The sequence below is a fragment of the Luteimonas sp. R10 genome (genome assembly GCF_045689605.1).
Classification (GTDB): Bacteria; Pseudomonadota; Gammaproteobacteria; order Xanthomonadales; family Xanthomonadaceae; genus Luteimonas.
In genome coordinates, this window is record NZ_CP141262.1 from 2,115,639 (window position 1) to 2,140,909 (window position 25,271).

Consider the following 25,271-nt stretch of genomic DNA (forward strand, 5'->3'; position numbering starts at 1 on the left):
AGCAGCCGAGCAAGCTCGGCTCTACGCGGCCCGGACCGTCCGTCCGACCGACTCTCCGTAGAGCGGAGCTTGCTCCGCTGCTCCCGGCTCCGGAGCCCGCGCAGCCGAACAAGCTCGGCTCTACGCGGCGGCGGCCGTCACCACCACCACCAGCCGTGCCAGGGATACGGATACGGGTCGTGGTGCACGATCACGCGCACGTCCTCGCGTTCCGGCCACAGGTAGACGACGTCGGCCGTCACGCGCGGGAAGCGGTAGTCGTACTCGCCGATGCGGCGGGTCTCGTAGCCATCGATGCGGCCGGTGAAGGTGACCTCGCGGTCCGCCTCGAAGACCGCCGGATCGTAGAAGCCGGTGCGGCAGGCGATGAAGCGGCCGCCGGTGGCATCGCTGCCGCCGTAGGGCCGCCCGGACGCGTCCAGGCGGGTGGAGAGCATGGTGAAGCAGGTGCGGTCGGCCTGCGGTTCGACCTCGACCACGCGTCCACCCCAGCGCACCGACGCGCCGGTGCGGTCGCCGGCGGCGGCGTCCTCGGGGGTGATCGCCAGGTAGTCGCCCTGCAGCGGCGCCGGTTGCGTGACGCAGCCGGCGAGCAGCAGACAGGCGAGGGAAGCGGCGGCGAGCGGGGTTTTCATCGTGCGGTCTCCGGTCCGGTCTTGCGTTCGGGGCGATGCGCCAGCAGGTCGCGGGCCAGGGCGCGGGCCGCGGTCGCGTCGCCATCGTCGGCAGCGTAGCGCCATTGTTCGAAACGTGCGCTGAGCGCCGCCAGGGCGCGCGCCTCCGGCCGGGCGGCGAGCACCCGCGCGGTCCATCGCGCCGCCGGCTCGTGCGGCGCGCGCGCCAGCCCGAGCCGGGCGTAGCGCTCGCCGAGGCGGTGCCAGGCGCGCAGCACCGGGTCGCGCTCGCGTTCGCCGCGCGATACCAGCCACAGCATCCACGCCAGCGCCAGGCCGCCGAGCGCCGCGAACAGGATGATCAGTTGCCGCGGCGCCAGCTCGCGGATGCCGAGCGGCTGCAGCAGTCGCCGCTGGCGGGCGGCGTCGAAGCCGAGCACGAAGTCGTTCCAGCCGCGGCGCATCCAGTCGCCGAAATCCATGACCGGCGTCATCCGCGCCAGCGCGTCGAAGGTGCCTTGCGGCAGGTCCTCGATGGTGTCGTAGATCCGTTCCGGCGCGACCGCCGCGGTCGGGTCCACGCGCACCCAGCCGCGGCCCTCCAGCCACACCTCGGCCCAGGCATGCGCGTCCAGCCTGCGTACGATCCAGTAGTCGCCGAAGCGGTTGTAGTAGCCGCCGACGTAGCCGGTGACCACTCGCGCGGGGATGCCGGCCGCGCGCATCAGCACCACGAAGGCCGAGCTGTAGTGCTCGCAGAAACCCGCCTGCTGGTCGAACAGGAACTCGTCGACCGCGTGCCGCCCCGGCAGCGGCGTGGCCAGGGTGTAGGCGAAATCGCTGCGCACCCAGCGCAGCATCCGCTGGACGACGGCCGCGTCGTCGGGTCCGGCCTCCTGCCGCCACTGCCGCGCCAGCGCCACCGTGCGTGGATTGAAGCCCTCCGGCAGCCGCAGCGCCAGCTGCCGCAGCATCGGGCGCAGCTCCGGCTCGAACGCGACCGGTGCCGCCGAGCGCAGCCGCCAGCGTTGCAGCGTACTCAGCGGCCGGGATGCGGTCATGCCGTAGTCGTGCGACAGGTGCACACCGTCGGGGGCCGCCAGCGGGAGCTCCAGTGCGACCACGTGGCGGCGATCGGTGGGTTCGATCTCGATCTCGTAGTCCCAGACGCGGTCGCTGCGCGCGGTCTCGGCCGGCGGCAGTCCTTCCAGCCACTGCGCGCGCGTCCAGCTGCGGCCGTCGTAGTCGAGTAGCACCGGACCGCGCCAGTACATCGCCTCCAGGGCGGGAGTCGCTCCGAAGAAGCGGACGCGCGCGGCGGGCGAGTCGTCGCCCAGCAAGTCGATCCACTCGCCCGGTGTCATCGTGTCCGACAGGCCCGGCCGCGCGACGGCCCGCTCCGGCACGCCCCACAGCGGCGTGGCGATGCGCGGGAACAGCCAGAACGCGGCCAACGCCAGCGGCAGCCCAACCGCCACCAGTCGCCATACCGCGGTCAGGCGCCGCCACACGCCGCCGGCGGTTCCCGAACCGGTCGCGCGTTCGCTGCCCGATTCGAACTCCGACAGCCGCAGCAGCGCCGCCAGCACCAGCGTCGCCCCGGCGAGCCCGAGCAGCAGCGACAGCGGTCCCTGGTCGAGCAGGAAGGTGGCGAACGGTGCGAACAGCGCGAATCCGAGCAGGCTGCGGGCGTCGCGCAGGGTGAACAGTTCGACCGGCTTGATCGCCAGCATCGCCGCCAGCAGTGCGCAACCGGTGTCGCGGCCGAAGGCGAAGCGCGCGGTCGCCAGGACCACGCCGATCAACGCCAGCGCCAGCAGCAGCCGCAACCAGCCCGGCACGCGATGGCGCCAGGCGACCGCGGCCACCAGCAGCCCCAGCCCGCCGATGCCGGGCGCCGCCTGCCCCGGCAGTTGCAGCAGCAGCGGCAGCAGGCAACAGGCGGTGGCCGCGAGCGCCCAGGCACGGCCGCCCGCGTCCAGCATCGGCGACGGCCGCCGCTCAGCCACGGGCGGGCGCCGGTTGCGGTTGGCCGGGCAGCAGCGCCAGCGCGCGCAGGCAGGCGTGGCGGTGCTGCGCGCCGCCCGCCGGGCCCAGCGGCGGCTGGCCGGGCAGCACCAGGCGGTAGCGGCGCTGGTCGCGTTCGGCCTCGTCGACCCAGCGCGCCAGGCGGCGGATCCGGTCCTCGTAGGGCAGCGAAGACAGCCGGCGCCAGTCCAGCACCACGTCGGCGCCCTGCGGCTGCTCGTACTCGCGCACCACCAGGGCATCGCGCCGCGCCGACGGCTTCCAGGCGATCGCGCGCCGCGAGTCGCCGCGACGCCAGCCGCGCAGGTGGTGGATGTCGTCGCCCGAGGGATGCAGCCGCGCCTGGGCGTTGTCGCCGGCGCCTTCGGGCAGCGGCGGGCCGTGCGCTTCGGGCGCGGGATACACCAGCAACGGCGCTTCCGGCCACGCCCAGGCCCAGGCCCGGGCCAGGCTCAGCGGCCGGGTGGTCGAGATGCGGATGCGGTCGAGTTCGTACCAGCCGCGACGGGCGGTGGGCAGTTCCAGCGTCGCCTCGCCGGCGCCCTGGGCGAGCGACAGCGTGGCGGCGGCGTCGCCGGTCTCCACGCGCAGTCCGCGGCGCACCCGCTTCGGATCGGCGCGCACGTGCAAGCGCAACTGCAGCGGGCGCCCGGCGGCGACCGGTTCCGCGCCGGCCGCGTGCACCTCCAGCCCGCTCAGTTGCAGGTGCGCGCCGAGCAGGCTGGCCAGCGCGGTGCCTGTCAGCAGCAGGCACAGCAGCAGCGCGGGATTGTTGTTGTAGTTCAGCGCGCCCACGCCCATGGTCAGCAGCAGCACGAGGAAAAACAGCCCGAACGCGGTCGGCAGCACGTAGACCCGGTCGCGGCCGAAGCGGACCGGCAGCGCCTCGGGCTGGCGCGGGCGTGCGAGCCGCAGCAGGTGCTGCCGCGCGGCGGCGAAGCGGGGTGCGGCCGGCGCGGCGCCGGCGGGCGCCGCCGCGACCTCAGTCGACCGGGACCGCATGCAGGATCGCCTTCGCCAAAGCGGCGCCGTCGCCGGCCTCGGATTCGGGCACCAGGCGGTGCGCCGCCACCGCGATGAACAGCGCCTGCACATCCTCCGGCAGCACGTGCCGCCGCCCCAGCAGCAGCGCGTAGGCGCGCGCGGCCTGCAGCAGGGCGATGCCGGCGCGCGGCGACAGGCCCACGCGCACGCCGCCGTAGTGGCGGCTGCGTTCGACCAGCGCCTGCACGTAATCCACCAGCGCGTCGCTGGCATGCACCGTGCGTGCGGCACGGCGCAGCCGCACCACCTGCGCGGCGTCGAGCACCGGCTGCGCCTGCGCGATCAGCCCGCGGCGGTCGCTGCCCGAGAGCAGCGCGCGCTCGGCGTCGCGCCCGGGGTAGCCGAGGCTGAGCCGCAGCAGGAAGCGGTCGAGCTGCGAGTCGGGCAGCGGATAGGTGCCGGCCAGATCGAGCGGATTCTGCGTGGCGATCACGAAGAACGGCTCCGGCAGCCGGTGGGTACTGCCGTCGATGCTGACCTGGTGCTCGGCCATCGCCTCGAGCAGGGCGCTCTGCGTGCGCGGCGGGGCGCGGTTGATCTCGTCGGCGAGCAGCACGTGCGCGAACACCGGCCCCGGATGGAATTCGAACTTGCGCGCCTGCGCGTCGTAGACCGAGACGCCGACGATGTCCGAAGGCAGCAGGTCCGAGGTGAACTGCACGCGCTGGAAGCCGAGCCCGAGCGTCGCCGCCAGCGCATGCGCCAGCGTGGTCTTGCCGAGGCCGGGCAGATCCTCGATCAGCAGGTGTCCGTCGGACAGCAGCGCGACGAAGGCGAGCCGCACTTCCTGCGCCTTGCCCAGCAACAACGCGTTGACCTGCTGCTGGGCGGCCTTGAGCGCGTGCAACAGGTCGTCGGTTAGCATGTCGGCATGCGCGGGCGATACGGACATCGGCGATCTCCGGCGTTGTGGGGGTGAGTCCCCGATCGTGACGCGCATCGCGGCGCTTTCGGGGAACGCCGAACAGGTCCATCACGGGTGCAGCGAGTGTAACGGGGTCGGATGCGAATGCGGATGCCGGATGCCATCGACATGCGTGAAGGCGATGTGCGCACCGAACAGGCGCGGCGCGCGTTCGTGGCGTCGTGGGCCGCGGTGCTATTGCTCAAGCTGGTGCTCGCCACGCAACTGCCGCTGTTCGTGGACGAGGCGTTCTACTGGCAGGAAGGGCAGCACCCGGGCTGGGCCTACTCGGATCTGCCCGGGCTCACCGCCTGGCTGATCCGCCTGGGGGTCGAACTGGCGGGCAATTCCGAGTTCGGCGTGCGCCTGCCGTTCCTGATGATCGCCGCGGCGTTGCCGTGGCTGATGGTGCGCCTGGTCGCGCGCGAGTTCGGCGAGCGTCGCGCCTGGCTCGCCGGCTGCGCCACGGTGCTGCTGCCGCTGGCCGGCACGCTCGGCCTGCTGGCGCTGCCGGACGTGCCGATGGCGCTGGCGACGCTGCTGTGCATCGACGCCGGCGCACGGCTGCTGCGCAAGGTCGAATACGATGCGACGCTGCTGCTGGCGCTGGGCCTGGCGGTCGGCGCGCTCAGCCATTACCGCTTCATCGCGGTCATCGGCGTCGGCATCGTCGCGTTGCTGTGGCTGCCGGAGGGCCGGCGTGCGCTGCGCGACCCGCGGGTATGGATCGCGATCGCGTTCGGTGCCGCGGCCTGGGCGCCGCTGCTGGCCTGGAATCTCGACAATGCCGAGGCGGGCCTGCGCTTCCAGCTTGTCGACCGCCACCCCTGGTCCTTCCATCCCGAGGGCCTGCTGTTCCTGCCGACCCAGCTGGCGCTGGTCACGCCGCTGCTGTTCGTCGCACTGGCGTGGGCGGCATGGCGTTCGCGGCGTGACGGGCACCCGTCCGCGCGTCTGTTCGCGCTGCTCGGCGGACTGGTGGTGCTCGGCTTCTTCGCGCTCGGATTCTTCGCCGACACCGAGCGTGTCAGCTTCCACTGGCCGCTGCCCGGATACCTGGCGCTGCTGCCGCTGCTGCCGGCGCTGCTCGACGCCTGGCCGCGCTGGCTGCGGCGCGCGACCTGGGCGCTGGCCGCGGCCGGGCTGGCGGCGATCTTCGGCTACTACCTCGCGGTGTCGATTCCGTCGCTGCGCGCGCAGAGCGCGGCGTTGAAGTGGTATCCGTCGAACTTCGCCGGTTGGGGCGTCTTGGCCGATGCGGTGGAGGAGATGCGTGCCGAGATGCCGGCGGATACCCGGATCGTCGCCGACAACTTCAAGATCGGCGCGGAACTCGGTTTCGCGCTGGGCGATCCGCGCATCGCGGTGCTCGACCATCCGCTCAATCGCGCGCACGGCCGCGCGCCGCAGCTGCGGTTGTGGGGACTGCAGACGCGCGGCCGCGCCGATTGGGGCGATGCCCCGGTGCTGCTGGTGGTCGGCGCCAGCGACGTGCCGTACCGGCAGCTGTTGCGGCGCTATCACGCCCTCTGCGAGCGGGCCGGGCCGTTGCCGCCACCACGCGTGCTCAATATCGACCACGGCGCCCAGCGCTTCCTGCTGTTCGCGCTCGACGGGGCCGGTGGCGGGGGCGAGCGCCCCTGTTCGACGCCGGCGCTGGCCTGGATCGACGCCCCGGCCGCCGGTGCCGCGGTGCAGCGGCCTTTCGAGGTCCAGGGCTGGGCATTCAAGGACGGCACCGGCCTGGACCGGGTGGAGGTGACGCTCGACGGCGCCGTCGTGGCGGAAGCCGAGTACGGGTTGCCGGCGCCGGGCGTTGCCGGCTACTGGGAGATCTCCAACGATCCGGAGCATCCGAACGTCGGCTTCCGCGCGACGGTCGACGCCGCCGCGCCGGTGCGCCCGGGCCGTTACTGGCTGGGCCTGCGCCTGCACGGCCGCGACGGCAGCGTGGAGCAGTGGCGCGAGCAGCCGGTGACGATTCGATGAAGCGTCTTCTCCGCGCTTTCAGGGCACGGTGAATCCGGCTTCGCGCAGCAGGCGCGCGGTGGCGATCAACGGCAGTCCGACCAGCGCGGTCGGATCCTCGCTGGCGATCGCCTGGAACAGGGCGATCCCGAGTCCCTCGGCCTTGAAGCTGCCGGCGCAGTCGAACGGCTGCTCGGCGTCGACGTAGCGCGCGATCTCGTCGCCGGTCAGGGTGCGGAAGCGAACTACCGTCACATCCATCGCCTCGAGGCAGCGGCCGTCGCCGTGGCGCAGTGCCAGCGCGGTGAGGAACCGCACCTCGGTTCCCGACATCGCCGCGAGCTGGGCGCGGGCGGCATCGCGGCCGCCCGGCTTGCCGAGCGCGCGGCCGTCCAGTTCGGCCACCTGGTCCGAGCCTATGGTCCAGGCGTCGCCCGCGGACACCGCCGCGGCCTTGGCGCGCGCCAGCCGCTGCGCCAGCGCGGCCGGCGACTCGGCCGCTCGCGGACTTTCGTCCACGTCCGGCCGCGCGACTTCGAACGGCAACCGCAGGCGCTGCAGCAGGTCGCGGCGGTAGGGCGAGGTGGAAGCCAGGACCAGGCGCACGGGCGGCCCTAGTGCAGCGGCGCGCGGGCGCGCTCGATCTGCAGCAGCTGCTGGTCGATGCGCCGGCGCGCGGCGTCGATCGATTCGCGCACCGCGTCGAGCTGGTCCACCGTGGCGTCGGCGCCGTACTGCTGCAGCCACAGCCGTTGCCGCAGCATTTCCTGCAGCGCCTCGCGCACCGGGTTCTCTTCGTCGCCTGCGACCGCCTCGATCTCGGCGCGCGCGGTGCGCAGGCGCTCCTCCAGGGCGTCGGCGGCGTCCAGCACCCGGGCGAAGGCCTGCTGCCGGCGGCCGCCGCGCCGCCTGGACGACAGCAGCCAGGCAGCCGCCAGTGCGGCGACCGTGAGCAGGAGGGCGAGAACTGGCAGCACGCGCGTGACCCCGGGGACGAAACGCCAGTCTGCCGTCGCGCCCGGGCGGGGGCAAACTCCCCCGAGGACAAGGGTTTGCGGCCGGGGCGCGGGTTTGACAGGGGTCCGGCGTGGGCCTAACATTCCGCCTCTTATGTCCGCGCAAGTGCCCGAAGTCGTCGACGCTTGGCGCATGGTCGCCGCGGGTCGGGTGTTCGAGGGGCGTCTGCCGCTGTCCGGCATGTCGCGCCTGCGGGACGTGCTGCTGGACGGCGAGGGTGAGGCGGAGTTCTCGCTCGGATTCGGCCGCGACGCGTTGCAGGTGCCGTATGCGGAGCTGCGGATCGAAGCCGCGCTGCCGCTGCTGTGCCAGCGGACGCTGCAGCGGTTCCTGCATCCGGTGCGCATCGAGCAGCGTCTCGGCCTGATCCGCGACGAAGCCGACGAGGCCGCGTTGCCGCCCGGCTACGAGGCGCTGCTGCTGGCCGCGGACGGCGAGCTGCGGCCGGCGGAACTGGTCGAGGACGAGCTGATCCTGGCCGTCCCGCTGGTGCCGGTGGCGCCGGACTCGGAATCGGTCGAGCGCGACTGGCCGGTGCCGGCGGACGAGGAAGAACGCGCCAACCCGTTCTCGGCGTTGGCGGCATTGAAGAAACACTGATAACCGAATTAGTTGCTGGAGCGATCCCATGGCTGTGCAGAAATCCCGCGTCTCTCCTTCCCGCCGTGGCATGCGTCGCGGACACGACAAGCTGACCGCCAAGCAGCTGTCCACCGATCCGACCACGGGCGAGACCCACGTGCGCCACCACATCACCGCCGACGGCTATTACCGCGGCAAGCAGGTGATCCAGGTCAAGTCGAAGATCGTCGACGAAGACTGATGGTGTTGCGCGCCGCCGTCGCCGACGGCGGTTCCGGACGCGTCGTGGCACCCGTGCCGTCGTCAACCGGCCGCCGCGACGCCGTCCGCACGAATGCCGCCGGGCGTTCCGGCCGAGGACAGTCCCAGAGATGAGCGAATCGGGCTCGATCCCGCGCGTGTACTCGCGTATTGCCGGCACCGGCAGCTACCTGCCGGCCAAGGTGCTGACCAACGACGACCTGTCGAAGATCGTCGATACCAGCGACGAGTGGATCGCCGCGCGTACCGGCATCCGCCAGCGCCACGTCGCGGCCGAGGGCGAGACCACCGGCGACCTGGCCTATCACGCCGCGGTGCGGGCGCTGCAGTCGGCCGGGGTCGAGCCGGACGAGCTCGACCTGATCGTGCTCGGCACCACCACCCCCGACCTGGTGTTCCCGTCCACCGCCTGCCTGCTGCAGCACCGGCTCGGCGCCAACGGCTGCGGCGCGTTCGACGTCAACGCCGCCTGCTCCGGATTCCTCTACGCGATCTCGGTCGCCGACAAGTTCATCCGCTCGGGCGACGCCAGGACGGTGCTGGTGGTCGGCTCCGAAACCCTCACCCGCATGGTCGACTGGAGCGAGCGCACCACCTGCGTGCTGTTCGGCGACGGCGCCGGCGCGGTGGTGCTCAAGGCCGACGCCGAGACCGGCATCCTCAGCACCCACCTGCACGCCGACGGCGGCAAGAAGGAGCTGCTGTGGAACCCGGTCGGGGTTTCGGTCGGCTTCAAGGAAAACGAGAAGAACGCCGGCGTGCGCATCCAGATGGCCGGCAGCGACGTGTTCAAGTACGCGGTCAAGGCGCTCGATTCGGTGGTCGAGGAGACGCTGCAGGCCAACGGGCTCGATCGCCACGACATCGACTGGCTGATCCCGCACCAGGCCAACCTGCGCATCATCGAAGCCACCGCCAAGCGGCTGGACATGCCGATGGAGCGGGTGATCGTGACCGTCGACAAGCACGGCAACACCTCGTCCGGTTCGGTGCCGCTGGCACTCGACCACGCCATCCGTTCCGGCCAGGTGCAGCGCGGGCAGCTGCTGCTGCTGGAAGCCTTCGGCGGCGGGTTCACCTGGGGCTCGGCGCTGCTGCGCTACTGAGGTCCGCCCGCGACGGCCGGGGCGGCGGCGCGACATACGCCTTCGTACAGACAGCCCGGCGGCCGGGCACGTATCATCTGCGCTCGTTTTTTCTTCCGCCGGACGTGCGCGTGACAGATCCGCAGCTCTCCTTCGTGTTTCCCGGCCAGGGTTCGCAGTCGCCGGGAATGCTCGCCGATCTCGCCGAACGGCATGCCTCCGTCCGCGAGGACTTCGCCGAGGCCTCCGAGGGCGCCGGCGTCGACCTGTGGGCGCTGTCGCAGCCGGGGTCCGAGGACCGTCTCAACACCACCGAGTTCACCCAGCCCGCGTTGCTCGCGGCGGGTGTCGCCGTGTGGCGGCTGTGGCGCGCCCACGGCGGGGCCGCGCCTTCGGTGCTGGCCGGCCACAGCCTCGGCGAGTACGCGGCCCTGGTGGCGGCCAACGCGCTGTCGCTCGGCGACGCCGCGCGCCTGGTGCGTGTGCGCGGGCAGCTGATGCAGGCGGCGGCGCCGGCCGGCATCGGCGGCATGGCCGCGGTGCTCGGCGCCGAGGACGCATTGGTCGCCGAGGTCTGCACGCAGGCGTCCGGCGAGGAGATCGTGGTGCCGGCGAACTTCAACTCGCCGGGCCAGATCGTCATCGGCGGGCATGCGGTGGCGGTCGAACGCGCGCTCGGGCTGCTGGCGGAGAAGGGCGTACGCAAGGCGGTCAAGCTCGCGGTCAGCGTGCCTTCGCACACGCCGCTGATGCGCGACGCCGCCAACCGCCTGTCGGAAACGATGGCCGCGCTGGCGTGGCGCGAACCGGAACTGCCGGTGGTGCAGAACGTCGACGCCGAGGTCCACGAGGGCGTGCAGTCGATCCGCGACGCGCTGGTGCGCCAGCTCTACCTGCCGGTGCAGTGGACAGGCTGCGTGCAGGCCCTGGCCGCGCGCGGCGTGGCGCGGATCGGCGAGTGCGGACCCGGCAAAGTGCTGACCGGGCTGGCCAAGCGCATCGACAAGACCCTCGACGCGCGCGCGCTCGGCACCCCCGGCGATTTCGACGCCGCGCTGGTGGACTGGAAAGCATGATCTAGCCACGGATCGACGCGGACAAACGCGGATGAGGCCTTTGGCCTGGAAGGCTTCATCCGCGTTCATCCGCGAAAATCCGCGGCAAAGAATCGCTGTTCGGAGCAGACACATGACACAACCATTGCAAGGCGAGATCGCCCTCGTCACCGGCGCCAGCCGCGGCATCGGCGCCGCGATCGCCGACGAACTGGCCGCGCAGGGCGCGACCGTGGTCGGCACCGCCACCACCGAGGCGGGCGCGCGCGCGATCGGCGAACGGTTGGCCGCCGCGGGCGGGCACGGGCGCGTGCTCGACGTGGTCGACGGCGCCGCGATCGAAACGCTGATCGATGCGATCGGCAAGGAATTCGGTGCGCTCGGCATCCTGGTCAACAACGCCGGCATCACCCGCGACAATCTGCTGATGCGGATGAAGGACGAGGACTGGCAGGCGATCCTCGACACCAACCTCAGCAGCGTCTACCGCACCTGCAAGGCGGCGATGCGCGGGATGATGAAGGCGCGCAAGGGCCGCATCGTCAACATCGCCTCGGTGATCGGCGTCACCGGCAACGCCGGCCAGGCCAACTACGCCGCGGCCAAGGCCGGGATCATCGGCTTCAGCAAGTCGCTGGCCAAGGAGATCGGCTCGCGCGGGGTGACCGTCAACGTGGTCGCGCCCGGCTTCATCGCCACCGACATGACCCGCGACCTGCCGGAGACCTCGAAGCAGGCGCTGGTCGACCAGATCGCGCTCGGGCGGCTCGGCGAGCCCGCCGACATCGCCCGCGCGGTCGCCTTTCTCGCAGGCCCCGCCGCCGCGTACATCACCGGCGAGACCCTGCACGTGAATGGCGGCATGTACATGCCGTGATCGTCTTCCGAGGGCCCGCAAGCCCTTGAACCGAAACGGGCTTCGGCGTGCATCGCCGATTGCCCGGCTTTCCCTTAAACTAGGCGGCCGTCAGGGCCTTCCCCGGAGCGAAACCTATATGAGCAGCATCGAAGAGCGCGTCAAGAAAATCGTGATCGAGCAACTGGGCGTCAAGGAAGAGGAGGTCAGCCCGAGCGCTTCCTTCGTCGACGACCTGGGCGCCGATTCGCTGGATACCGTGGAGCTGGTGATGGCGCTCGAGGAAGAATTCGAGTGCGAGATCCCGGACGAGGAAGCCGAGAAGATCACCTCGGTGCAGCAGGCCATCGACTACATCAAGGCCCACGTCAAATCGTAACGGCGTTCTGCGACGATGGCGCCGGCCCCAGGGCCGCGCCGCCGTCCAGGCCGCGACCGCTCCGGTTTCCGGCGCGCGCGGCGGTGACAGACACGGGGCCGCGGACGCGGCCTCGTGCGTTTCCGGCGCGGCATCGCCCACGCGATGGCATGCGCAACGAACCGAATGAGGAGTAGTTCAATGTCCAAGAGACGCGTGGTCATCACCGGTCTGGGCATCCTGTCGCCGCTCGGCAACGATCTGGCGTCGAGTTGGGACGGGATCGTCAACGGCCGTTCCGGCATCGGGCCGATCACCCATTTCGACGCGTCCGCGTTCGCGACGCGGATCGCCGGCGAGGTGAAGGATTTCGATCCCACCGCGTGGATCGCGCCGAAGGACGTCAAGAAGATGGATCCCTTCGTGCACTACGGCGTCGCCGCGTCGCTGATGGCGATCCGCGATGCCGGCCTGGAGATCCCCGAGTCCGAGGCCGACCGCATCGGCGTGGCGATCGGCGCCGGCATCGGCGGCCTGAAGGGCATCGAGGAGACCACCATCAAGTACCACGACGGCGGCCCGCGCAAGGTCTCGCCGTTCTACGTGCCCAGCACCATCATCAACATGATCGCGGGACAGGTCTCGATCATGACCGGCGCCAAGGGCCCGAACATCGCCGCGGTCACCGCCTGCACCACGGCCACCCACAACATCGGCCTGGCGATGCGCATGATCCAGTACGGCGACGCCGACGCGATGATCGCCGGCGGCGCGGAATACGCGACCACGCCGACCTCGCTCGGCGGGTTCTGCGCGATGAAGGCGCTCTCGACCCGCAACGACGAGCCGGAGAAGGCCTCGCGCCCGTGGGACGCCGGCCGCGACGGCTTCGTGATGGGCGACGGCGCCGGCATCCTGGTGCTGGAGGAGTACGAGCGCGCGAAGGCGCGCGGCGCACGCATCTATGCCGAACTGACCGGTTTCGGCATGAGCGGCGACGCCTACCACATGACCGCGCCGAGCGAGAACGGCGATGGCGCCGCGCGCTGCATGCGCCACGCGATCAATGATGCCGGCATCGACGTCGAGCGCATCGGCTACATCAACGCGCACGGCACCTCGACCCCGGCCGGGGACCTGGCCGAGACCATGGCGGTCAAGACCGCGCTCGGCGAGCACGCCTACAAGACTGCCGTCAGCTCCACCAAGTCGATGACCGGGCACCTGCTCGGCGCCGCCGGCGGCGTGGAGGCGGTGTTCTCGATCATGGCGCTGCACACCGGCGTACTGCCGCCGACCATCAACCTCGACAACCCGTCGGAAGGCTGCGACCTCGACTACGTCCCGCATACCGCGCGCGAGGCGAAGATCGAGGTGGCGATGTCGAACTCGTTCGGCTTCGGCGGGACCAACGGCACCCTGATCTTCAGCCGCGTCTGAGCCGGCAGGCCGCTTTGCGCGGCCCTTCTTCGTAGCAGCGCGCCATGTGCGCGATGCCGGTGATGCTTCCAGTCCCGGCCATTGGCGGCTCCGTTGCGAGCCGGACGCCGCGCCGGTGGCCGGAGTCCGGTGGGCGGTGCAGTGCCCGCGGCATCGCGCGCGCCTACGGCGGCGGGTCGCGCAACGATGCCCTTCTCGCTGTGCCTGCCAGGCTCGGCCGGACATGACCGTCCCCGTACACGTCGACGCATCGAGTGCCTGGATACCCATTCGCCATTCCCGGCGCTGCGGCGCGCGGTATCGTCGCGGCGGCGGCATCCGTCGCGACTTCCGTCGCTCCCACAAGTGCAGCGGAGCGATGATGTGCCGGCGGGATCAACCCCGCCTGTGGGAGCGACGGAAGTCGCGACTCCGCGCAGCCCGGTTGGCGATGCGGCGCAGATGAGGGGGCAAGTCCAGTGGTAGGCGAGAAACGCCTCGACATAGTTGCGGGCTTTGTGCGCATGGCGCGATCCGCAGTACCGCGCAGCCGGCCGGATGCGCGGTCAGCGTCCGCCGCCTCCGCCACCACCGCCGCCGCCGCCCGAGAAGCCGCCGCCCCCGCCGCCGGAGGAGCTGCCGGGCGGTGTCGACGAGGAGGCGATCTGCGAACTCAGGCTGCTGCCGACCGCCTTGGTCAGGCTGCCGAGATCGCTGACGCCGCCGCCGCGGTACCAGGCGATCGACGCGGTGGTCGCGGCCGCGGCCGCGGCGCCGACGGCCAGGGTGAACTTCTTCGTCCAGGCGTCCTCCACGTCGAGCGCCACCGCGTACGGCAGCAGGCGCTCGAAGCGGGCGGCGTCGAGTTCCGGTTCCGCCGTTCCCGGTGCTTGCAGCTGCCGCAGGTCCTGCTTTTCGGCAACCTGCAGATAGCGGCGGAAGCCCTCGATTTCGTCCAGCAGGCGCCGCCCGTCCACGGTCGGCGCCGCGATGACGATCGCGAACACGACCACCGTCACCAGCATGGCGGCCGCCACCGGGATCAACAGCAGCACGCCCGATCCGGTGCCGATGCCGAGCGCGAAAGCCGCTGCCAGCGACACCACCATGATCAACGCCGCGATGGCGATGCTGCCGGCGTTGCGTTCGAACAACGCCGGCTGGAAACGCTTCTTCAGCAGTTTTGCGTGCGCGTGCATCGCCGCCTGGAAGGTGCCCGCGTTGCTGTTCCGCATCTCCAGCGACGTGCCGATCCGCGGCAGCAGCTTCTGCAGCAGGGCGACGCGCTCGGGCGGCGCCTGTCCGGGATCGGCGGTGCGCTCGACGCGCCAGCGGTCGCTCAGCAGGCCCTTGTCGCGATGGATCACCACCGCGCCGTCCACCGCCCAGGCCAGCAGGTCGGCGGTGAACGCGCGGCTGTCGTGGGCCATGCGCTTCATGTAGCGCAGCCCCGCCGGGGAGTAGCCGGCGGGCGGCTCGTAGCGGACGACGACCGTGCCCGCGGCGGGGTCGCGCCCGACCCGGCGCCAGCGCACCGCGCAATAGCCCAGCAGCGCCAGCAGGCCGGCCAGGCCCAGCAGCAGGCCGCGGTTGTCGTCGAGCAACCACAGCAGCTGTTGCGTTCCCGACGGCTCGGCGACGATGCCCCTGGGGAATTCCAGCACGATCGTCAGGCCCTCGCCCGGCGCCAGCGGCCCGGTGAGGGTCCAGCGCGCCACGCCCGGCGCCGGCAGCGTGGCGTGGACGTCGCCGCCGCGCGCGCCGTGCGGTCCGGTGTATCCGGTCGCGGCCATCTCCGCTTGCGCGACCGGCCGCGGCAGGCGCACCTCGACGCTGCCGGCATCGATCGCGAACGCCCAGCCGTGGCCGATCGCGTTCCAGTACAGCTCGTCGTGGTCGTCGAAGAAACCCAGCTGGCGCGAGGTGCGGTAGCGCAGGGTGTAGGTATGGACGGCCGGTACCGACAGGAAATCGTCGTTGCCGGTGTTGACGCGCACGCCGTTGGGGCGGCGCTCGGTGAACCAGGGCTCCGGCTTGCCGTCGCGCAGCACGTCGAGCACCTCGAAGTCCACCACCACGCGGTTGCCGGCGCGGTCGCGGTAGCGGGTGGGGAAGTCGCGGTAGATGCCGCGGCGGATGCGGTCGCCTTCGGCGCGTACCCGGATGCGTTCGGTGATCTCCATGCCGCCGTCTTCGTGGATCTCGACCTCGCTGTCGTAGCCGAGAATGCGTTCGCCGGCGGGCCCGGCCGCTGCGGTGTCCTGCGCCGCCAGCGGTGCGCAGGCGAGCACCGCGATCGCCGCCAACAGCGCCGGCCACCTGCTCATCGCGACAGCTCCACCGCCGGTGCCGCGCGCTCGTCCGCGCCGGTCTGGAAGAACTCGGCCGGCGCGAACCCGAATCCGCGCGCGACCACGGTATCGGGCACGCGCTGGGTGGCGTCGTTGTAGTCGCGGACCGCGCCGTTGTAGAAGCGCCGCGCGTACTGCAGGTGTTCCTCCACCTCGACCAGGTCGCGCTGCAGCTGCGCGAAGTTCTGGCTGGCCTTGAGGTCGGGATAGGCCTCCTTCAGCGCGAACAGGCGGCCGATGCCCAGTTCCAGCGCGGACTCCAGCTCGCCGAGTTTCGCCGGTGCGGCCTGGGTCAGGGCCTGTGCGCGCAACTCGGTCACCGCCTCGAGCAATGCCGCCTCGTGGCCGGCGTAGGCGCCCACCGCCGACACCAGTTGCGGCACCAGGTCGTGGCGGCGGACCAGCTGCACGTCGATGTCGGCCCAGGCGGTGCGCACCTGGTTGCGCAGCCGCACCAGCCGGTTGTACGCGAACACCGCCCAGGCCAGCAGCGCCAGCCCCAGTGCCGCCCACACCGCGGTCATGGCGCCTCCTCCGGCAGGACGTGGATTGCCGCATCGCCGACCGCGACCACCTGGCCGGCGCGGATCTTGCAGGTCTTGCGCGTCTCGACCACGCCGTCGACGCGGACCTCGCCGGCCGCGACCAGCGCCTTGCCGGCGCCGCCGCTGTCGCACAGGCCGCTCAGCTTCAGCAGCTGGTTGAGCTCGACGTGGCTGCGGTCGAGCTGGAAGTCGATGCGGGGCATGGCGGACCCGTGCAGGAGTGGGTGGACACGAGACTAGCGCAGTCCGCGCTGCGCCAGGCAAACGCATCGGCGGTGGCCACGATGAACGCGCCGCCGCGCGTTGCGAAGGGAAACAACGGCAGAAAGCATCTGTTGTTGGCCCGCGCGGCTGCCTCCCCCTTTGAAAAAGGGGGGTTGGGGGATTTGTTAGGGCGCCCAACAGAGCCACGGCCGAAGCAAATCCCCCTCGATCCCCCTTTTTCAAAGGGGGAAGGCAAGCACTCGGAAATGTTGGGGAACCTCAGGCTGAGCCCCTCCTACAAGGGCGATGGGCATGGAAAGCGAATGTCCTGCATCCCAGCGGCAATGCCCGCGATCAGTCGAGCGGTTGCGCCAGCAGCCAGTCGATGAAGATCTGCGCGGCCGGCCGCAGGCGGCGATGGGCGGGGTGGACGATGTAGTAGCCGAAGCGGCCCATGAGCTCCGGCCCCGGCAGCTGCCGCAGGCGTCCGGATTTCAGCCATGGCGCGACGATGCGCTGGCGCGCCAGGCCGACGCCGAGCCCCTGCGCGGCGGCTTCCAGCACGTCGGTGCTGTCGCTGAAGACGTAGCGCGCGTCGACGCGGGCGCCATGGCAGTCCGCGTGCCGGAACCAGTCGTGCCAGCCCTGGCGCGTGTTGTCGGCGATCAGCGGCAGGTCGACGATGTCGTTGGCGGAGCGGATCCGGTCGACGCCGGGCAGGGTGGGGGCGGCGACCGGGAACATGGTCTCGCCCATCAAGCGCCGTGCCACCAGCCCCGGCCAGTGGCCGGGACCGTGGCGGATGCCGAGGTCCGGCCCGCCGTCGTCGAACCGGGTCAGCGCGATCTCGGTGTCGATGTGCAGGCGGATGCCGGGATGCGCCGCGGCGAAGGCGGGCAGTCGCGGCGTGATCCAGCTGCTGGTGAGCGAGTGCAGCGTGGTCAGGCGGACCAGCTGGCGATCGTCGCGGCGGCTGCGCAGGTCGTGCACCACGCTGTCGATGTCGGTGATCGCGCTGCCGGCGGCGTCGGCCAGCTGGCGGCCCTCGGCAGTCAGCGACACCCCGCGCGCATGGCGCTGGAACAGCGCCATGCCCATCCGTGCCTCCAGCTTGCGGACGTGATGGCTGACCGCGCTGGCGGTCAGGTGCAGCTCTTCGGCGGCGTGGGCGAAGTTCTGGTGCCGGGCCGCCGATTCGAACGCCGCCAGGGCCGGCAGCCAGTCCGTCCTGGTCTTCATCGAGCCACAAGCCTGGTTTGTGCCTAGCGCTGAAAGTACGCGCTTGCACCTGATTTGGCAAAGCCGACAATGCAAGCCAGACGACTGCCGGAGCCGCTGCAATGATGATCCAGCCGACGCCGGAAACGGCCACAACCCCGTTCGTTCTGTCCGACATCGCGGCCGATCTGCCGCGGCCCTGGAAATCCACTGCGTTCGCCGCCATCGCCGGGGCACGGCTGAAGGTGCTGCGGATGGACGCGCAGGCCCATGCCGATGAAGTCCACGAGCATGACGAGGCCCTGCTGGTGGTCGACGGACGCATGCTGCTCGAGGTCGAGGGCAGGGCGGTGACCGTGGACGCCGGCGAACTGTACCTGGTCCCTGCGGGTACCGTGCACGGGGTCGCCGCCGGCAGCCATGGCACCCTGCTGGTGATCGATCCGCAACCGTTCCGCCCCGAGGACATCTCGCATGCCGCACGACTCCTGTAACGCCCTGGACGCCGGCGCCGCGGCGGGTCCGCGCACGCGGATCGCCAGCGACTGGCTCACGCCGCTGGAACTGTCGCTGCTGGGTGCGATCTGGGGCGCCTCGTTCCTGTTCATGCGGGTCGCGGCGCCGGACTTCGGCGCGGTGCCGCTGGTGGAGATGCGGCTCGGCCTCGGCGCACTGGTGCTGCTGCCGTTCCTGTGGCGCGCGCGCGGATCGTTTCCGCGGGCGATGTGGCCGAAGCTGGCGTTGATCGGCGCGATCAATTCCGCGCTGCCGTTCGTGCTGTTCGCCTGGGCGGCACGGCACGCGCCCGCGGGCATCGGTGCGATCACCAACAGCATGGCGGTGCTGTTCACCGTGTTGGTCGGGTTCCTGTTCTTCGGCGAGCGCATCGGCACCCGCAGCGCGGTCGCGCTGGTGGCGGGTTTCGCCGGCGTGCTGGTGCTGGCGGCCGGCAAGACCGCCGGCGCCAGCATCGGCTGGGCGGTCGCCGCCGGCACCCTGGCGGCGTTCCTGTACGGCATCGGCGCGAACCTGGTGCGGCGGCAGCTGACCGGATTGCCGCCGGCCGCGGTGGCGGCGGCCACGCTGTCTTGCGCCGCCTTGCTGGTCCTGCCGCTGGCGATCGCGCAATGGCCGCGGCAGGCGATTCCCGCCGCCTCGTGGCTGTCGGCGGCGGCGCTGGGCGTGCTCTGCACCGGGATCGCCTTCGTGATGTTCTATCGGCTGATCCAGCGCATCGGCAGCGCGCGCGCGGTCGGGGTGACCTACCTGGTGCCGCTGTTCGGCGTCGCCTGGGCCTGGATGCTGCTCGGCGAACCGCTGACCTGGTCGATGGCCGTGGCCGGTGCCCTGATCCTGGGCAGCGTGGCCCTGAGCCAGCGGAAGGCGGGATGAGCGTGGCCGAGCGCCGCCGCGCCGCGCGAGCCCCGGGGACGCGACGGCGGCCCGAAACGTTGAAGGTCTACGGCGACGCGCTCTCCGGAAACTGCTACAAGGTCAGGCTGCTGCTGGCGCTGCTCGAGCTTCCGTACGAATGGGTGCACGTCGACATCCTGGCCGGGCAGACCCGCACGCCGGAGTTCCTCGCCAGGAATCCCTGCGGCCGGATTCCCGTGCTGGAAACCGGCGAAGGCGTGTCCCTGCCGGAGTCCAACGCCATCCTGGCCTACCTGGCCGACGGCACGCACCTGCTCCCCGGCGAACGCCTGCTACGGGCGCAGGTCCTGCAGTGGCTGTTCTTCGAGCAGTACAGCCACGAGCCCAACATCGCCGTCGCGCGCTACATCGTCCGCTACCTGGGGCGGCCGCAGACGCACGAGGCCGCGCTGCAGGCGAAGACCGCACCCGGGTACGCGGCGCTCGCGGTCATGGAAACGCACCTGTCCGGGCGCGAGTTCCTCGTGGGCGGACGCTACACGATCGCCGACATCGCGCTGTACGCCTACACCCACGTCGCGCACGAAGGCGGGTTCGACCTGGGTCGTTTTCCCGCGGTGACGGGCTGGCTGGAACGCATCCGCCGACAGCCCGGCCATGTGGCCATGAACGACGGCAAAGAATGACAGTTGCCTGGTGAGCAAGAGCAGGAACGGCATGACGGAACAGCATCGCGTCGAGTTCGATTTCGAGATCGAGTTCACCAACGGCGGCGGGATCCAGGGGCAGGGCTTTCGCCTGGACATCGACGGCGACGACATCGACGATGCCGCGCTGGTCGACTACATCGTGCGCGACCTGCGCCTGCTGATGGTCGGGCCGGCGCGGATCCTGAACAAGCGGATCATCGTCGAGGCGCACAAGCGCAACCGGCCGGCTGGCCGGCGGTCGCGCGCGATCGTCGAGCTCAGCCACGTGATCGCCGACGGCACGGTCACCTACCCGGGCCTGCCGGCGCCGCATGTCTGCGATTTCCTCAGCCGCGAACGTTCCCGCGAGCACTACGCGCCCGGCACCGAATTCCAGATCGCTTCCATCGAGATGGTCGCCAACACCGGGACCTACGTCGACAGTCCGTTCCACCGCTACGCGGACGGCAAGGACCTGGCGCGGATGCCCGCCGACGCCTTCGCCGGTCTGGAGGCGGTGGTGGTGCGCGCCGACCATCGCGAGCTGCGGGCGATCGACGCCGGCCACTTCCGCGGCCGCGAGCTGCGCGGCCGCGCGGTGCTGGTGCATACCGGCTGGGACCGGTACTGGACCGATCCGGCCTGTGCCGTCGAACACCCGTTCCTCACCGAGGACGCGGCGCAGTACCTGCGCGACTGCGGCGTGCGCCTGGTCGGCATCGATTCGATGAACATCGACGACACACGGGGCAGGGCGCGCCCGGTGCATACGATCCTGCTCGGCGCGGACATCCCCATCGTCGAGCACCTGTGCAACCTGGCGGCGCTGCCCGACGAAGGCTTCCGCTTCACCGCGCTGCCGCCGCGCTTCGCCGGCGTCGGCACCTTCCCCGTGCGCGCGATCGCGACCCTGCGACCGTAGAGCGGAGCTTGCTCCGCTGCCTTCTCCCCGAAGCCCGGCTTTACCACGCCGCCAAGCCTTTGCGAACCACGCGACCGGCCCCTTCTCGCGTTTGCCGGGGCCGGCGGAGCAGGAAATGGAGAGCAGCGGAGCAAGCTCCGCTCTACGGGGTGGCGAGGTCGAGCGTCCAGGTTTCCGCGATCAGGCCTTCGCCGAAGTCGTCGTGCGGCGTCTCGGCGGTCTTGCGGAAGCCGGCTTCGGCGTAGAGGTGGCGGGCGGCATGCAGGTTGGACTGGGTCCACAGCACGATGCGGCGATAGCCGGCCGCACGCGCGAAACGCACGCATTCGCCCACCAGGCGCCGGCCCAGCCCGAGGCCGCGCGCGTGCGGCTCCACCAGCAGCATCCGCAGCCTGGCTTCGGCGCGATTCTCGGCGACCAGGAAAACGCAGCCGAGGCGTTCGCCGCCGCGCTCGGCGATCCAGCAGCGCTCGCGCCGCGGATCGAGCTTCCGCACGAAGCGCACGGCGATGTCGGCAACCAGCGTCTCGAAGCGCTCGTCCCATCCGTATTCGCGGCCGTACAGTTCGCCGTGGCGCTGCACCACCCAGCCGATGTCGCCGGGGCGGTGGCCGCGCAGGACGACTTCCGCCGAAGCCGACGCGATGCCTTCCAGGCTGTCGTGGATGGTGCGCATCGCCGCCAGCACGCCCTCACGCCGATCCGGGTCCAAGGCGCCCAGCAGGGTCGCGACCTGTCCGGCCGAGCGGCGGTCGAGCAGTGCGAAGGTGCGCCGGCCGGCCGGCGTCAGCCGCAGATGATGGCGGCGGCCGTCGGTGGTGGACTTCGTCCTGGCGATCAGGCCGCGGGACTCGAAGCGCTTGAGCATGCGGCTGAGATAGCCGCGGTCGAGCCCGAGGTCGGTCGCCAGTTCGAACGCGCTCACGCCGGGGCGGTGCGCCAGTTCGTACAGCAGGCGCACTTCGGTCGGCGAGTGGGGACTGTCGAGCAGGCGCTCCTGCAGCACGCCCATGCGCTGCGTGTAGTAGCGGTTGAAGCCGCGCACGGCCGCGATCTGTGCAGCGGTCGGATCCAGCGACATGGCGATCACCTCGGTCCGAGCATCCGCCGGATAGTTGACGAAGTCAACAAATAGGGGCGCGGGCAAGCTGAGGTGTTGACTGTCGCGGAAGCGCATGCGTACTCTAAAAGCCGGTATGAAAACGTTTTCAGTCCTGGGAGGGATGATGCCGAACCAAGCAGCGCAGCGGGCGGCGCCGGGGCCCGGAAGAGGCCGCGCGCGGCGCAACGCCGGGGCGATCGCCGGGGCGGCGGCCCTGCTGTCGATCCTCTTGCTGGTGGGTGTCCATGCCCGACCGGTCGCTGACGCGCCGGCCGCGCGCAAGGCGCCCAACGTCGTCTTCATCCTGGCCGACGACGTCGGCTTCGGGGACCTCGGCGCGTACGGCGGCAAGGTGCCGACCCCGAACCTCGACCGCCTGGCCCGGCAGGGCATGCGCTTCACCGATGCCCATTCCCCGGCCGCCCTGTGCGCACCCTCGCGCTTCAGCCTGCTCACCGGCAGCCATCCCTACCGGAACGGCCGGGCCGGCGGCAGCTGGGACGTCGATACCAGCTCTGGTTTCAGCCACAACGGCGACCGCACCGAGGCCGGCCGCCACGTCACCGTCGGCGAGATCCTGCAGAACGCCGGCTACCGCACCGCGTTCTTCGGCAAGATGCACCTGGGCGGCGACGTCTACGACGCCGACGGAAACGTGATCCGTGAAAAGCACAAGCTCAACACCATGGATTACAGCCGCGGGTTCGGCGACGGTCTGAACGAACACGGCTTCGACTACTGGCTCGGGCTGGCCAGCGGCATCCAGCACGAGCCCTACGCCTTTTTCGAGAACGGCAAGTTCGCGCCGGTCGATCCCGACAAGCCCGCCGACAACTCCAGCACCCGCCTGCTGAACGACGGGTTCTACCGGGTGAGCGACAACGGCCTGTCGGAGATCGTCGAAGCCGCGAAGGTGCCGGCGCGGGGCGATGTCGACTACGACTCGAGCCAGGCGGGCATCCGCCTGACCAATGCCGCCGTCGACTTCATCGACCGCCACCTGGAAGAGAACGAGGCGAGCGGCAAGGACCAGCCGTTCCTGGTCTATTTCGCCTCGCAGGCGATCCACGTCCCGCATTCGCCGCCGTTCGACTACGACGGCGATCCGAGCGTCGTCGACGAGCAGGTGTACGGCAAGACCGGGGCCATGACCTCCGACGTCCTGTACGAGCTGGATCTGCAGGTCGGCAAGATCGTGGCGAAGCTGGAGGAAGAGGGGATCGCCGACGACACCCTGGTCTTCTTCACCAGCGACAACGGCGCGCTGTGGCCGCACATCACCCACTACGGCGATCCGGCGCACGACAACAACGGCCCGCTGCGCGACTACAAGGCCTCCGTCTACGAAGGCGGCCACCGGGTCCCCTTCATCGCGAAGTGGGGCGACGGCACCGAGGCCGGCTCGGTGATCCCGCCCGGCGCCGTTTCCGACCAGCTGATCATGGGCCAGGACTGGGTGGCGACCATGTACGAGCTCACCCGGCAGGACGTGCAGGACGACCAGGCGAAGGACAGCGTGTCGTTGTTGCCGGTTCTCACGGGCAGGCAGCCGGAGAGCGAACCCCTGCGCGAGTTCGCCCTCTACCAGGGTGGCAACGCCTATGAAGGCGCGATCCGCGAGGGCAGCCTGGTGCTCGTGGTCGACAACAAGGTGGGCGCGAGGGAACTGTACGACCTCGCGACCGACCTGCGCCAGGAAAAGAACCTGATCGACCTGCCGGAATACCGCGACACCGTGGCCAGGTTGCACAGGAAGTTCCGGACCTACAACGACCACGACAACGAGACCGTCGAGCCGAGGACGACCGAGCCGTTCCGGGTCGACCGAGAACGTCCGGCAAGCGCATCATTCTCCGCCGACCCCGATCGGGCCTGATTCCTCGAAGCAACTCCGGCTCCTGCAGCCTGCGCCGCGCCGCAGTCGCCGTTGACGGCCTACTCCATCAGGCAGATGTTGGTGGTGTAGTGGCGCTCGGTGACCACGCCCCAGGCGATCGATTGCAGATCGCAGTCCCAACCCCGGGCGCCCACCTGGACGCCGGCTTCGTCGTAATAGGCGCGATACCAGCCGGCCTTTGGGCCGGCGGAGGCGATATTGGCCACCAAGAGGGCCAACAGGCAGAGCCCGGTCGCGAGTTTCAGACGTTTCATGGTCCACCTCACTCGATACGTGGTCCCCTGTAGCGGCGAGTATGCCGAACCCGATCGCGCATCGCGAGAACGAGACGGATGCCGGTCGTCCGTTCGGCTGTCGGGAGTCTCCGGGACGGCGGACAAACGACCGGAACCTGGCGCCAACCCGGCGAGCCGGGCGCCGTTCCGTCAGGCGTTCTCTGCGGCCGCCGCGGTCTCGATCCGCCGCTGCGCCCGCGCCAGCGAGCCGCCGGTGAAGCCCCAGACCAGGGCGATCGCCGAACCGATCAGCATCGCGATCATCGGCTGCTGCGCGACCATGTCGATGCCGGCCTTGACCCAGGCACTGACCGCGTCGGCGCCGCGGTAGACCACGGTGTCGTTGAAGTTCTTGGCCTTGTACTTGGCCTCCGGATCCACCACCGTGTAGAGCATCTCGCGTCCGGGCCGCACGAAGGCGTACTCGCCGGCGCGGCGCGCGACCATCACGACCGCCAGCACCGCGAAGGTCGGTGCGAACGCCAGCCAGAGGAAGCCGGCCGCGGCGACCAGCGGCACCGCGACCAGCAGCACGCCGACCCCGAGCTTCTGCGTGATGCGGCCGGTGAGGAACAGCTGCGACAGGATCGCCAGCGTCTGCACGATGGTGTCGATGATGCCGAACACGCGGGTCTGGTCGACGGGATCGGGGAAGCGCGCCTCGACCAGCCGCGCCTGCTCGAAGTAGAGAAAGGTGGTGACGCTGGCCAGCAGCAGCACGAACACGGCGATGCCGAGCAGGTACGGCGACCGGAACACCTCGATCGCGCCGGCGAACGGGCTGCCGCCAAGCGGGCGCTGCCGCTTCGCGGTCTCGTCGGGCGCCAACGGGTGGCGTTCGCGCCAGCGGTGGACCTGGCGCGCGGCCAGCGCCGATCCGATCAGCAGCGCGGCCGAGAGGAAGATCAGGCCGGCATGCCCGATCGGTCCGACCAGGAACACGCCCAGCATCGGCCCGGTAAGCCCCCCGAGGCTGGCACCCGCCGCCATCAGCGCGAACAGGCGCTTGGCCTGGCTCACGGCGAACACGTCGACCAGCACGCTCCAGGCCACCGAGATCGCGATCATGTTGAACACCGAGATCCAGACGTAGAACGTGCGCGCGATCCATACGTTGTCGGGATCGGACAGGAACGAGACTCCGAACGCGACCAGGTTGGTCGCGAAGAATCCGTAGACCCAGTACAGGATGCGCCGCCGCTGTACCCGGCCCGCGATCCAGCCGAACAGTGGCATCGCCGCGAGCGTGGCGAGAAAGGTGCCGGTGAACAGCCATTGCAGGTTCTCGACTCCGCCGGCGATGCCCATCGTCTCGCGCACCGGCCGCAGCATGAAATAGCCGGCGAACAGCAGGAAAAACATCGTGAAGCCGGCGACGACCGCGCCGGCCTCCTCGCGTTCGACGCCGAACGCGCGCGACAGCCAGCGGCCGATCCACCCGGTCATGCCCATGCGCCCCAGCGAACGACGAGGCCGCGACCAGCAGGCCATCGGCCGAGCACA

Annotated in this window: 26 protein-coding genes; 13 read left to right on the forward strand and 13 right to left on the reverse strand. The window is 70.8% G+C overall.

Translation table 11 applies throughout. The annotated features are described in order from the left end of the window. Positions 1 to 137: 137 nt before the first annotated feature. From U3649_RS09005 to U3649_RS09020, 4 genes are read right to left on the reverse strand one after another with little or no spacing between them, the layout of a single operon-like run. Positions 138 to 635 carry a Slp family lipoprotein gene (locus tag U3649_RS09005; protein ID WP_407354481.1) on the reverse strand — a complete coding sequence of 166 codons (498 nt, stop codon included), beginning with the start codon at positions 633 to 635 and terminating at the stop codon, positions 138 to 140. Continuing rightward, entirely contained in the window at positions 632 to 2,599 is a 1,968-nt protein-coding gene (locus U3649_RS09010; protein WP_407354584.1) for a transglutaminaseTgpA domain-containing protein, read from the reverse strand. The genes U3649_RS09005 and U3649_RS09010 overlap by 4 nt, the downstream gene beginning before the upstream one ends. A 16-nt stretch (positions 2,600 to 2,615) precedes the next feature. Continuing rightward, a complete protein-coding gene (locus U3649_RS09015) occupies positions 2,616 to 3,644 on the reverse strand; it encodes a DUF58 domain-containing protein (protein WP_407354482.1) in 1,029 nt (342 codons plus the stop codon). Then, complete coding sequence (locus U3649_RS09020) at positions 3,625 to 4,578, reverse strand: AAA family ATPase (protein WP_407354483.1); 954 nt, start codon at positions 4,576 to 4,578, stop codon at positions 3,625 to 3,627. Before U3649_RS09020 ends, U3649_RS09015 begins: the two co-directional genes overlap by 20 nt. Positions 4,579 to 4,719: 141 nt before the next feature. Here U3649_RS09020 and U3649_RS09025 point away from each other — a divergent pair, with 141 nt between their 5' ends. Then, entirely contained in the window at positions 4,720 to 6,579 is a 1,860-nt protein-coding gene (locus tag U3649_RS09025; protein WP_407354484.1) for a glycosyltransferase family 39 protein, read from the forward strand. 18 nt (positions 6,580 to 6,597) lie between these two features. Here the strand turns inward: U3649_RS09025 and U3649_RS09030 are convergent, their stop codons facing one another. Together U3649_RS09030 and U3649_RS09035 are read right to left on the reverse strand one after the other, a co-directional pair. Next, a complete protein-coding gene (locus tag U3649_RS09030; RefSeq protein ID WP_407354485.1) occupies positions 6,598 to 7,164 on the reverse strand; it encodes a Maf family protein in 567 nt (188 codons plus the stop codon). A gap of 8 nt (positions 7,165 to 7,172) precedes the next feature. Next, on the reverse strand, positions 7,173 to 7,535 hold the full coding sequence (locus U3649_RS09035) for a hypothetical protein (RefSeq protein WP_407354486.1): 363 nt from the start codon (positions 7,533 to 7,535) through the stop codon (positions 7,173 to 7,175). A gap of 133 nt (positions 7,536 to 7,668) precedes the next feature. Here U3649_RS09035 and U3649_RS09040 point away from each other — a divergent pair, with 133 nt between their 5' ends. From U3649_RS09040 to fabF, 7 genes are all read left to right on the forward strand, one after another. Then, positions 7,669 to 8,175 carry a YceD family protein gene (locus U3649_RS09040; RefSeq protein WP_407354487.1) on the forward strand — a complete coding sequence of 169 codons (507 nt, stop codon included), beginning with the start codon at positions 7,669 to 7,671 and terminating at the stop codon, positions 8,173 to 8,175. Positions 8,176 to 8,203: 28 nt separating this feature from the next. Beyond that, positions 8,204 to 8,398 (forward strand): 50S ribosomal protein L32, encoded by a 195-nt coding sequence (gene rpmF / locus U3649_RS09045; protein WP_407354488.1) that lies wholly within the window; start codon positions 8,204 to 8,206, stop codon positions 8,396 to 8,398. Between the two features lie 130 nt (positions 8,399 to 8,528). After that, positions 8,529 to 9,524, forward strand: coding sequence for a beta-ketoacyl-ACP synthase III (locus U3649_RS09050; protein WP_407354489.1), 996 nt, complete (start codon positions 8,529 to 8,531; stop codon positions 9,522 to 9,524). Positions 9,525 to 9,634: 110 nt separating this feature from the next. Further along, complete coding sequence (gene fabD, locus U3649_RS09055) at positions 9,635 to 10,579, forward strand: ACP S-malonyltransferase (protein WP_407354490.1); 945 nt, start codon at positions 9,635 to 9,637, stop codon at positions 10,577 to 10,579. Positions 10,580 to 10,691: 112 nt separating this feature from the next. Continuing rightward, positions 10,692 to 11,435, forward strand: coding sequence for a 3-oxoacyl-ACP reductase FabG (gene fabG, locus U3649_RS09060; RefSeq protein WP_407354491.1), 744 nt, complete (start codon positions 10,692 to 10,694; stop codon positions 11,433 to 11,435). 118 nt (positions 11,436 to 11,553) lie between these two features. Further along, on the forward strand, positions 11,554 to 11,793 hold the full coding sequence (gene acpP / locus U3649_RS09065; RefSeq protein WP_149194087.1) for an acyl carrier protein: 240 nt from the start codon (positions 11,554 to 11,556) through the stop codon (positions 11,791 to 11,793). A 180-nt stretch (positions 11,794 to 11,973) separates the two neighbouring features. Beyond that, positions 11,974 to 13,212 carry a beta-ketoacyl-ACP synthase II gene (fabF, locus tag U3649_RS09070; RefSeq protein ID WP_407354492.1) on the forward strand — a complete coding sequence of 413 codons (1,239 nt, stop codon included), beginning with the start codon at positions 11,974 to 11,976 and terminating at the stop codon, positions 13,210 to 13,212. 545 nt (positions 13,213 to 13,757) lie between these two features. Here the strand turns inward: fabF and U3649_RS09075 are convergent. From U3649_RS09075 to U3649_RS09090, 4 genes are all read right to left on the reverse strand, one after another. Next, positions 13,758 to 15,518: a DUF2207 domain-containing protein gene (locus U3649_RS09075; protein WP_407354493.1), complete on the reverse strand. Its 1,761-nt coding sequence runs from the start codon at positions 15,516 to 15,518 to the stop codon at positions 13,758 to 13,760. Beyond that, a complete protein-coding gene (locus U3649_RS09080; RefSeq protein ID WP_407354494.1) occupies positions 15,515 to 16,066 on the reverse strand; it encodes a LemA family protein in 552 nt (183 codons plus the stop codon). The genes U3649_RS09075 and U3649_RS09080 overlap by 4 nt, the downstream gene beginning before the upstream one ends. Then, positions 16,063 to 16,290: an RNA-binding S4 domain-containing protein gene (locus U3649_RS09085; RefSeq protein ID WP_407354495.1), complete on the reverse strand. Its 228-nt coding sequence runs from the start codon at positions 16,288 to 16,290 to the stop codon at positions 16,063 to 16,065. Before U3649_RS09085 ends, U3649_RS09080 begins: the two co-directional genes overlap by 4 nt. Before the next feature lie 355 nt (positions 16,291 to 16,645). Continuing rightward, positions 16,646 to 17,530: a LysR substrate-binding domain-containing protein gene (locus tag U3649_RS09090; protein ID WP_407354496.1), complete on the reverse strand. Its 885-nt coding sequence runs from the start codon at positions 17,528 to 17,530 to the stop codon at positions 16,646 to 16,648. Between the two features lie 101 nt (positions 17,531 to 17,631). On the opposite strand from U3649_RS09090, the gene U3649_RS09095 reads away from it, so the two are divergent. Genes U3649_RS09095 through U3649_RS09110 form a run of 4 tightly spaced genes read left to right on the forward strand, consistent with a single transcriptional unit; the run spans position 17,632 to position 20,494 of the window. Next, positions 17,632 to 18,003, forward strand: coding sequence for a cupin domain-containing protein (locus tag U3649_RS09095; RefSeq protein WP_407354497.1), 372 nt, complete (start codon positions 17,632 to 17,634; stop codon positions 18,001 to 18,003). 4 nt (positions 18,004 to 18,007) lie between these two features. After that, positions 18,008 to 18,901: a DMT family transporter gene (locus tag U3649_RS09100; protein WP_407354585.1), complete on the forward strand. Its 894-nt coding sequence runs from the start codon at positions 18,008 to 18,010 to the stop codon at positions 18,899 to 18,901. Continuing rightward, positions 18,898 to 19,569 (forward strand): glutathione S-transferase family protein, encoded by a 672-nt coding sequence (locus tag U3649_RS09105; RefSeq protein WP_407354498.1) that lies wholly within the window; start codon positions 18,898 to 18,900, stop codon positions 19,567 to 19,569. The genes U3649_RS09100 and U3649_RS09105 overlap by 4 nt, the downstream gene beginning before the upstream one ends. A 10-nt stretch (positions 19,570 to 19,579) precedes the next feature. Further along, positions 19,580 to 20,494: a cyclase family protein gene (locus tag U3649_RS09110; protein ID WP_407354499.1), complete on the forward strand. Its 915-nt coding sequence runs from the start codon at positions 19,580 to 19,582 to the stop codon at positions 20,492 to 20,494. Positions 20,495 to 20,636: 142 nt separating this feature from the next. Here U3649_RS09110 and U3649_RS09115 read toward each other — a convergent pair whose 3' ends face one another. Next, entirely contained in the window at positions 20,637 to 21,575 is a 939-nt protein-coding gene (locus tag U3649_RS09115; protein WP_407354500.1) for a GNAT family N-acetyltransferase, read from the reverse strand. 145 nt (positions 21,576 to 21,720) lie between these two features. Between U3649_RS09115 and U3649_RS09120 the strand changes: the two genes are divergently transcribed. Continuing rightward, positions 21,721 to 23,472 carry an arylsulfatase gene (locus tag U3649_RS09120; protein WP_407354501.1) on the forward strand — a complete coding sequence of 584 codons (1,752 nt, stop codon included), beginning with the start codon at positions 21,721 to 21,723 and terminating at the stop codon, positions 23,470 to 23,472. A gap of 59 nt (positions 23,473 to 23,531) precedes the next feature. Here the strand turns inward: U3649_RS09120 and U3649_RS09125 are convergent, their stop codons facing one another. Together U3649_RS09125 and U3649_RS09130 are read right to left on the reverse strand one after the other, a co-directional pair. Then, positions 23,532 to 23,747 (reverse strand): DUF6289 family protein, encoded by a 216-nt coding sequence (locus tag U3649_RS09125; RefSeq protein WP_407354502.1) that lies wholly within the window; start codon positions 23,745 to 23,747, stop codon positions 23,532 to 23,534. Positions 23,748 to 23,918: 171 nt separating this feature from the next. After that, on the reverse strand, positions 23,919 to 25,214 hold the full coding sequence (locus tag U3649_RS09130; RefSeq protein WP_407354503.1) for an NTP/NDP exchange transporter: 1,296 nt from the start codon (positions 25,212 to 25,214) through the stop codon (positions 23,919 to 23,921). Between the last annotated feature and the right edge of the window lie 57 nt (positions 25,215 to 25,271).

Bases quoted from the DNA above. Each gene is read 5' to 3' on its own strand.
- U3649_RS09005 (WP_407354481.1), bottom strand. From the start codon at position 635: ATGAAAACCCCGCTCGCCGCCGCTTCCCTCGCCTGTCTGCTGCTCGCC.
- U3649_RS09010 (WP_407354584.1), bottom strand. From the start codon at position 2,599: ATGCTGGACGCGGGCGGCCGTGCCTGGGCGCTCGCGGCCACCGCCTGT.
- U3649_RS09015 (WP_407354482.1), bottom strand. From the start codon at position 3,644: ATGCGGTCCCGGTCGACTGAGGTCGCGGCGGCGCCCGCCGGCGCCGCG.
- U3649_RS09020 (WP_407354483.1), bottom strand. From the start codon at position 4,578: ATGTCCGTATCGCCCGCGCATGCCGACATGCTAACCGACGACCTGTTG.
- U3649_RS09025 (WP_407354484.1), top strand. From the start codon at position 4,720: ATGCGTGAAGGCGATGTGCGCACCGAACAGGCGCGGCGCGCGTTCGTG.
- U3649_RS09040 (WP_407354487.1), top strand. From the start codon at position 7,669: ATGTCCGCGCAAGTGCCCGAAGTCGTCGACGCTTGGCGCATGGTCGCC.
- rpmF (WP_407354488.1), top strand. From the start codon at position 8,204: ATGGCTGTGCAGAAATCCCGCGTCTCTCCTTCCCGCCGTGGCATGCGT.
- U3649_RS09050 (WP_407354489.1), top strand. From the start codon at position 8,529: ATGAGCGAATCGGGCTCGATCCCGCGCGTGTACTCGCGTATTGCCGGC.
- fabG (WP_407354491.1), top strand. From the start codon at position 10,692: ATGACACAACCATTGCAAGGCGAGATCGCCCTCGTCACCGGCGCCAGC.
- acpP (WP_149194087.1), top strand. From the start codon at position 11,554: ATGAGCAGCATCGAAGAGCGCGTCAAGAAAATCGTGATCGAGCAACTG.
- fabF (WP_407354492.1), top strand. From the start codon at position 11,974: ATGTCCAAGAGACGCGTGGTCATCACCGGTCTGGGCATCCTGTCGCCG.
- U3649_RS09075 (WP_407354493.1), bottom strand. From the start codon at position 15,518: ATGAGCAGGTGGCCGGCGCTGTTGGCGGCGATCGCGGTGCTCGCCTGC.
- U3649_RS09080 (WP_407354494.1), bottom strand. From the start codon at position 16,066: ATGACCGCGGTGTGGGCGGCACTGGGGCTGGCGCTGCTGGCCTGGGCG.
- U3649_RS09085 (WP_407354495.1), bottom strand. From the start codon at position 16,290: ATGCCCCGCATCGACTTCCAGCTCGACCGCAGCCACGTCGAGCTCAAC.
- U3649_RS09090 (WP_407354496.1), bottom strand. From the start codon at position 17,530: ATGAAGACCAGGACGGACTGGCTGCCGGCCCTGGCGGCGTTCGAATCG.
- U3649_RS09095 (WP_407354497.1), top strand. From the start codon at position 17,632: ATGATGATCCAGCCGACGCCGGAAACGGCCACAACCCCGTTCGTTCTG.
- U3649_RS09105 (WP_407354498.1), top strand. From the start codon at position 18,898: ATGAGCGTGGCCGAGCGCCGCCGCGCCGCGCGAGCCCCGGGGACGCGA.
- U3649_RS09115 (WP_407354500.1), bottom strand. From the start codon at position 21,575: ATGTCGCTGGATCCGACCGCTGCACAGATCGCGGCCGTGCGCGGCTTC.
- U3649_RS09120 (WP_407354501.1), top strand. From the start codon at position 21,721: ATGCCGAACCAAGCAGCGCAGCGGGCGGCGCCGGGGCCCGGAAGAGGC.
- U3649_RS09125 (WP_407354502.1), bottom strand. From the start codon at position 23,747: ATGAAACGTCTGAAACTCGCGACCGGGCTCTGCCTGTTGGCCCTCTTG.
- U3649_RS09130 (WP_407354503.1), bottom strand. From the start codon at position 25,214: ATGACCGGGTGGATCGGCCGCTGGCTGTCGCGCGCGTTCGGCGTCGAA.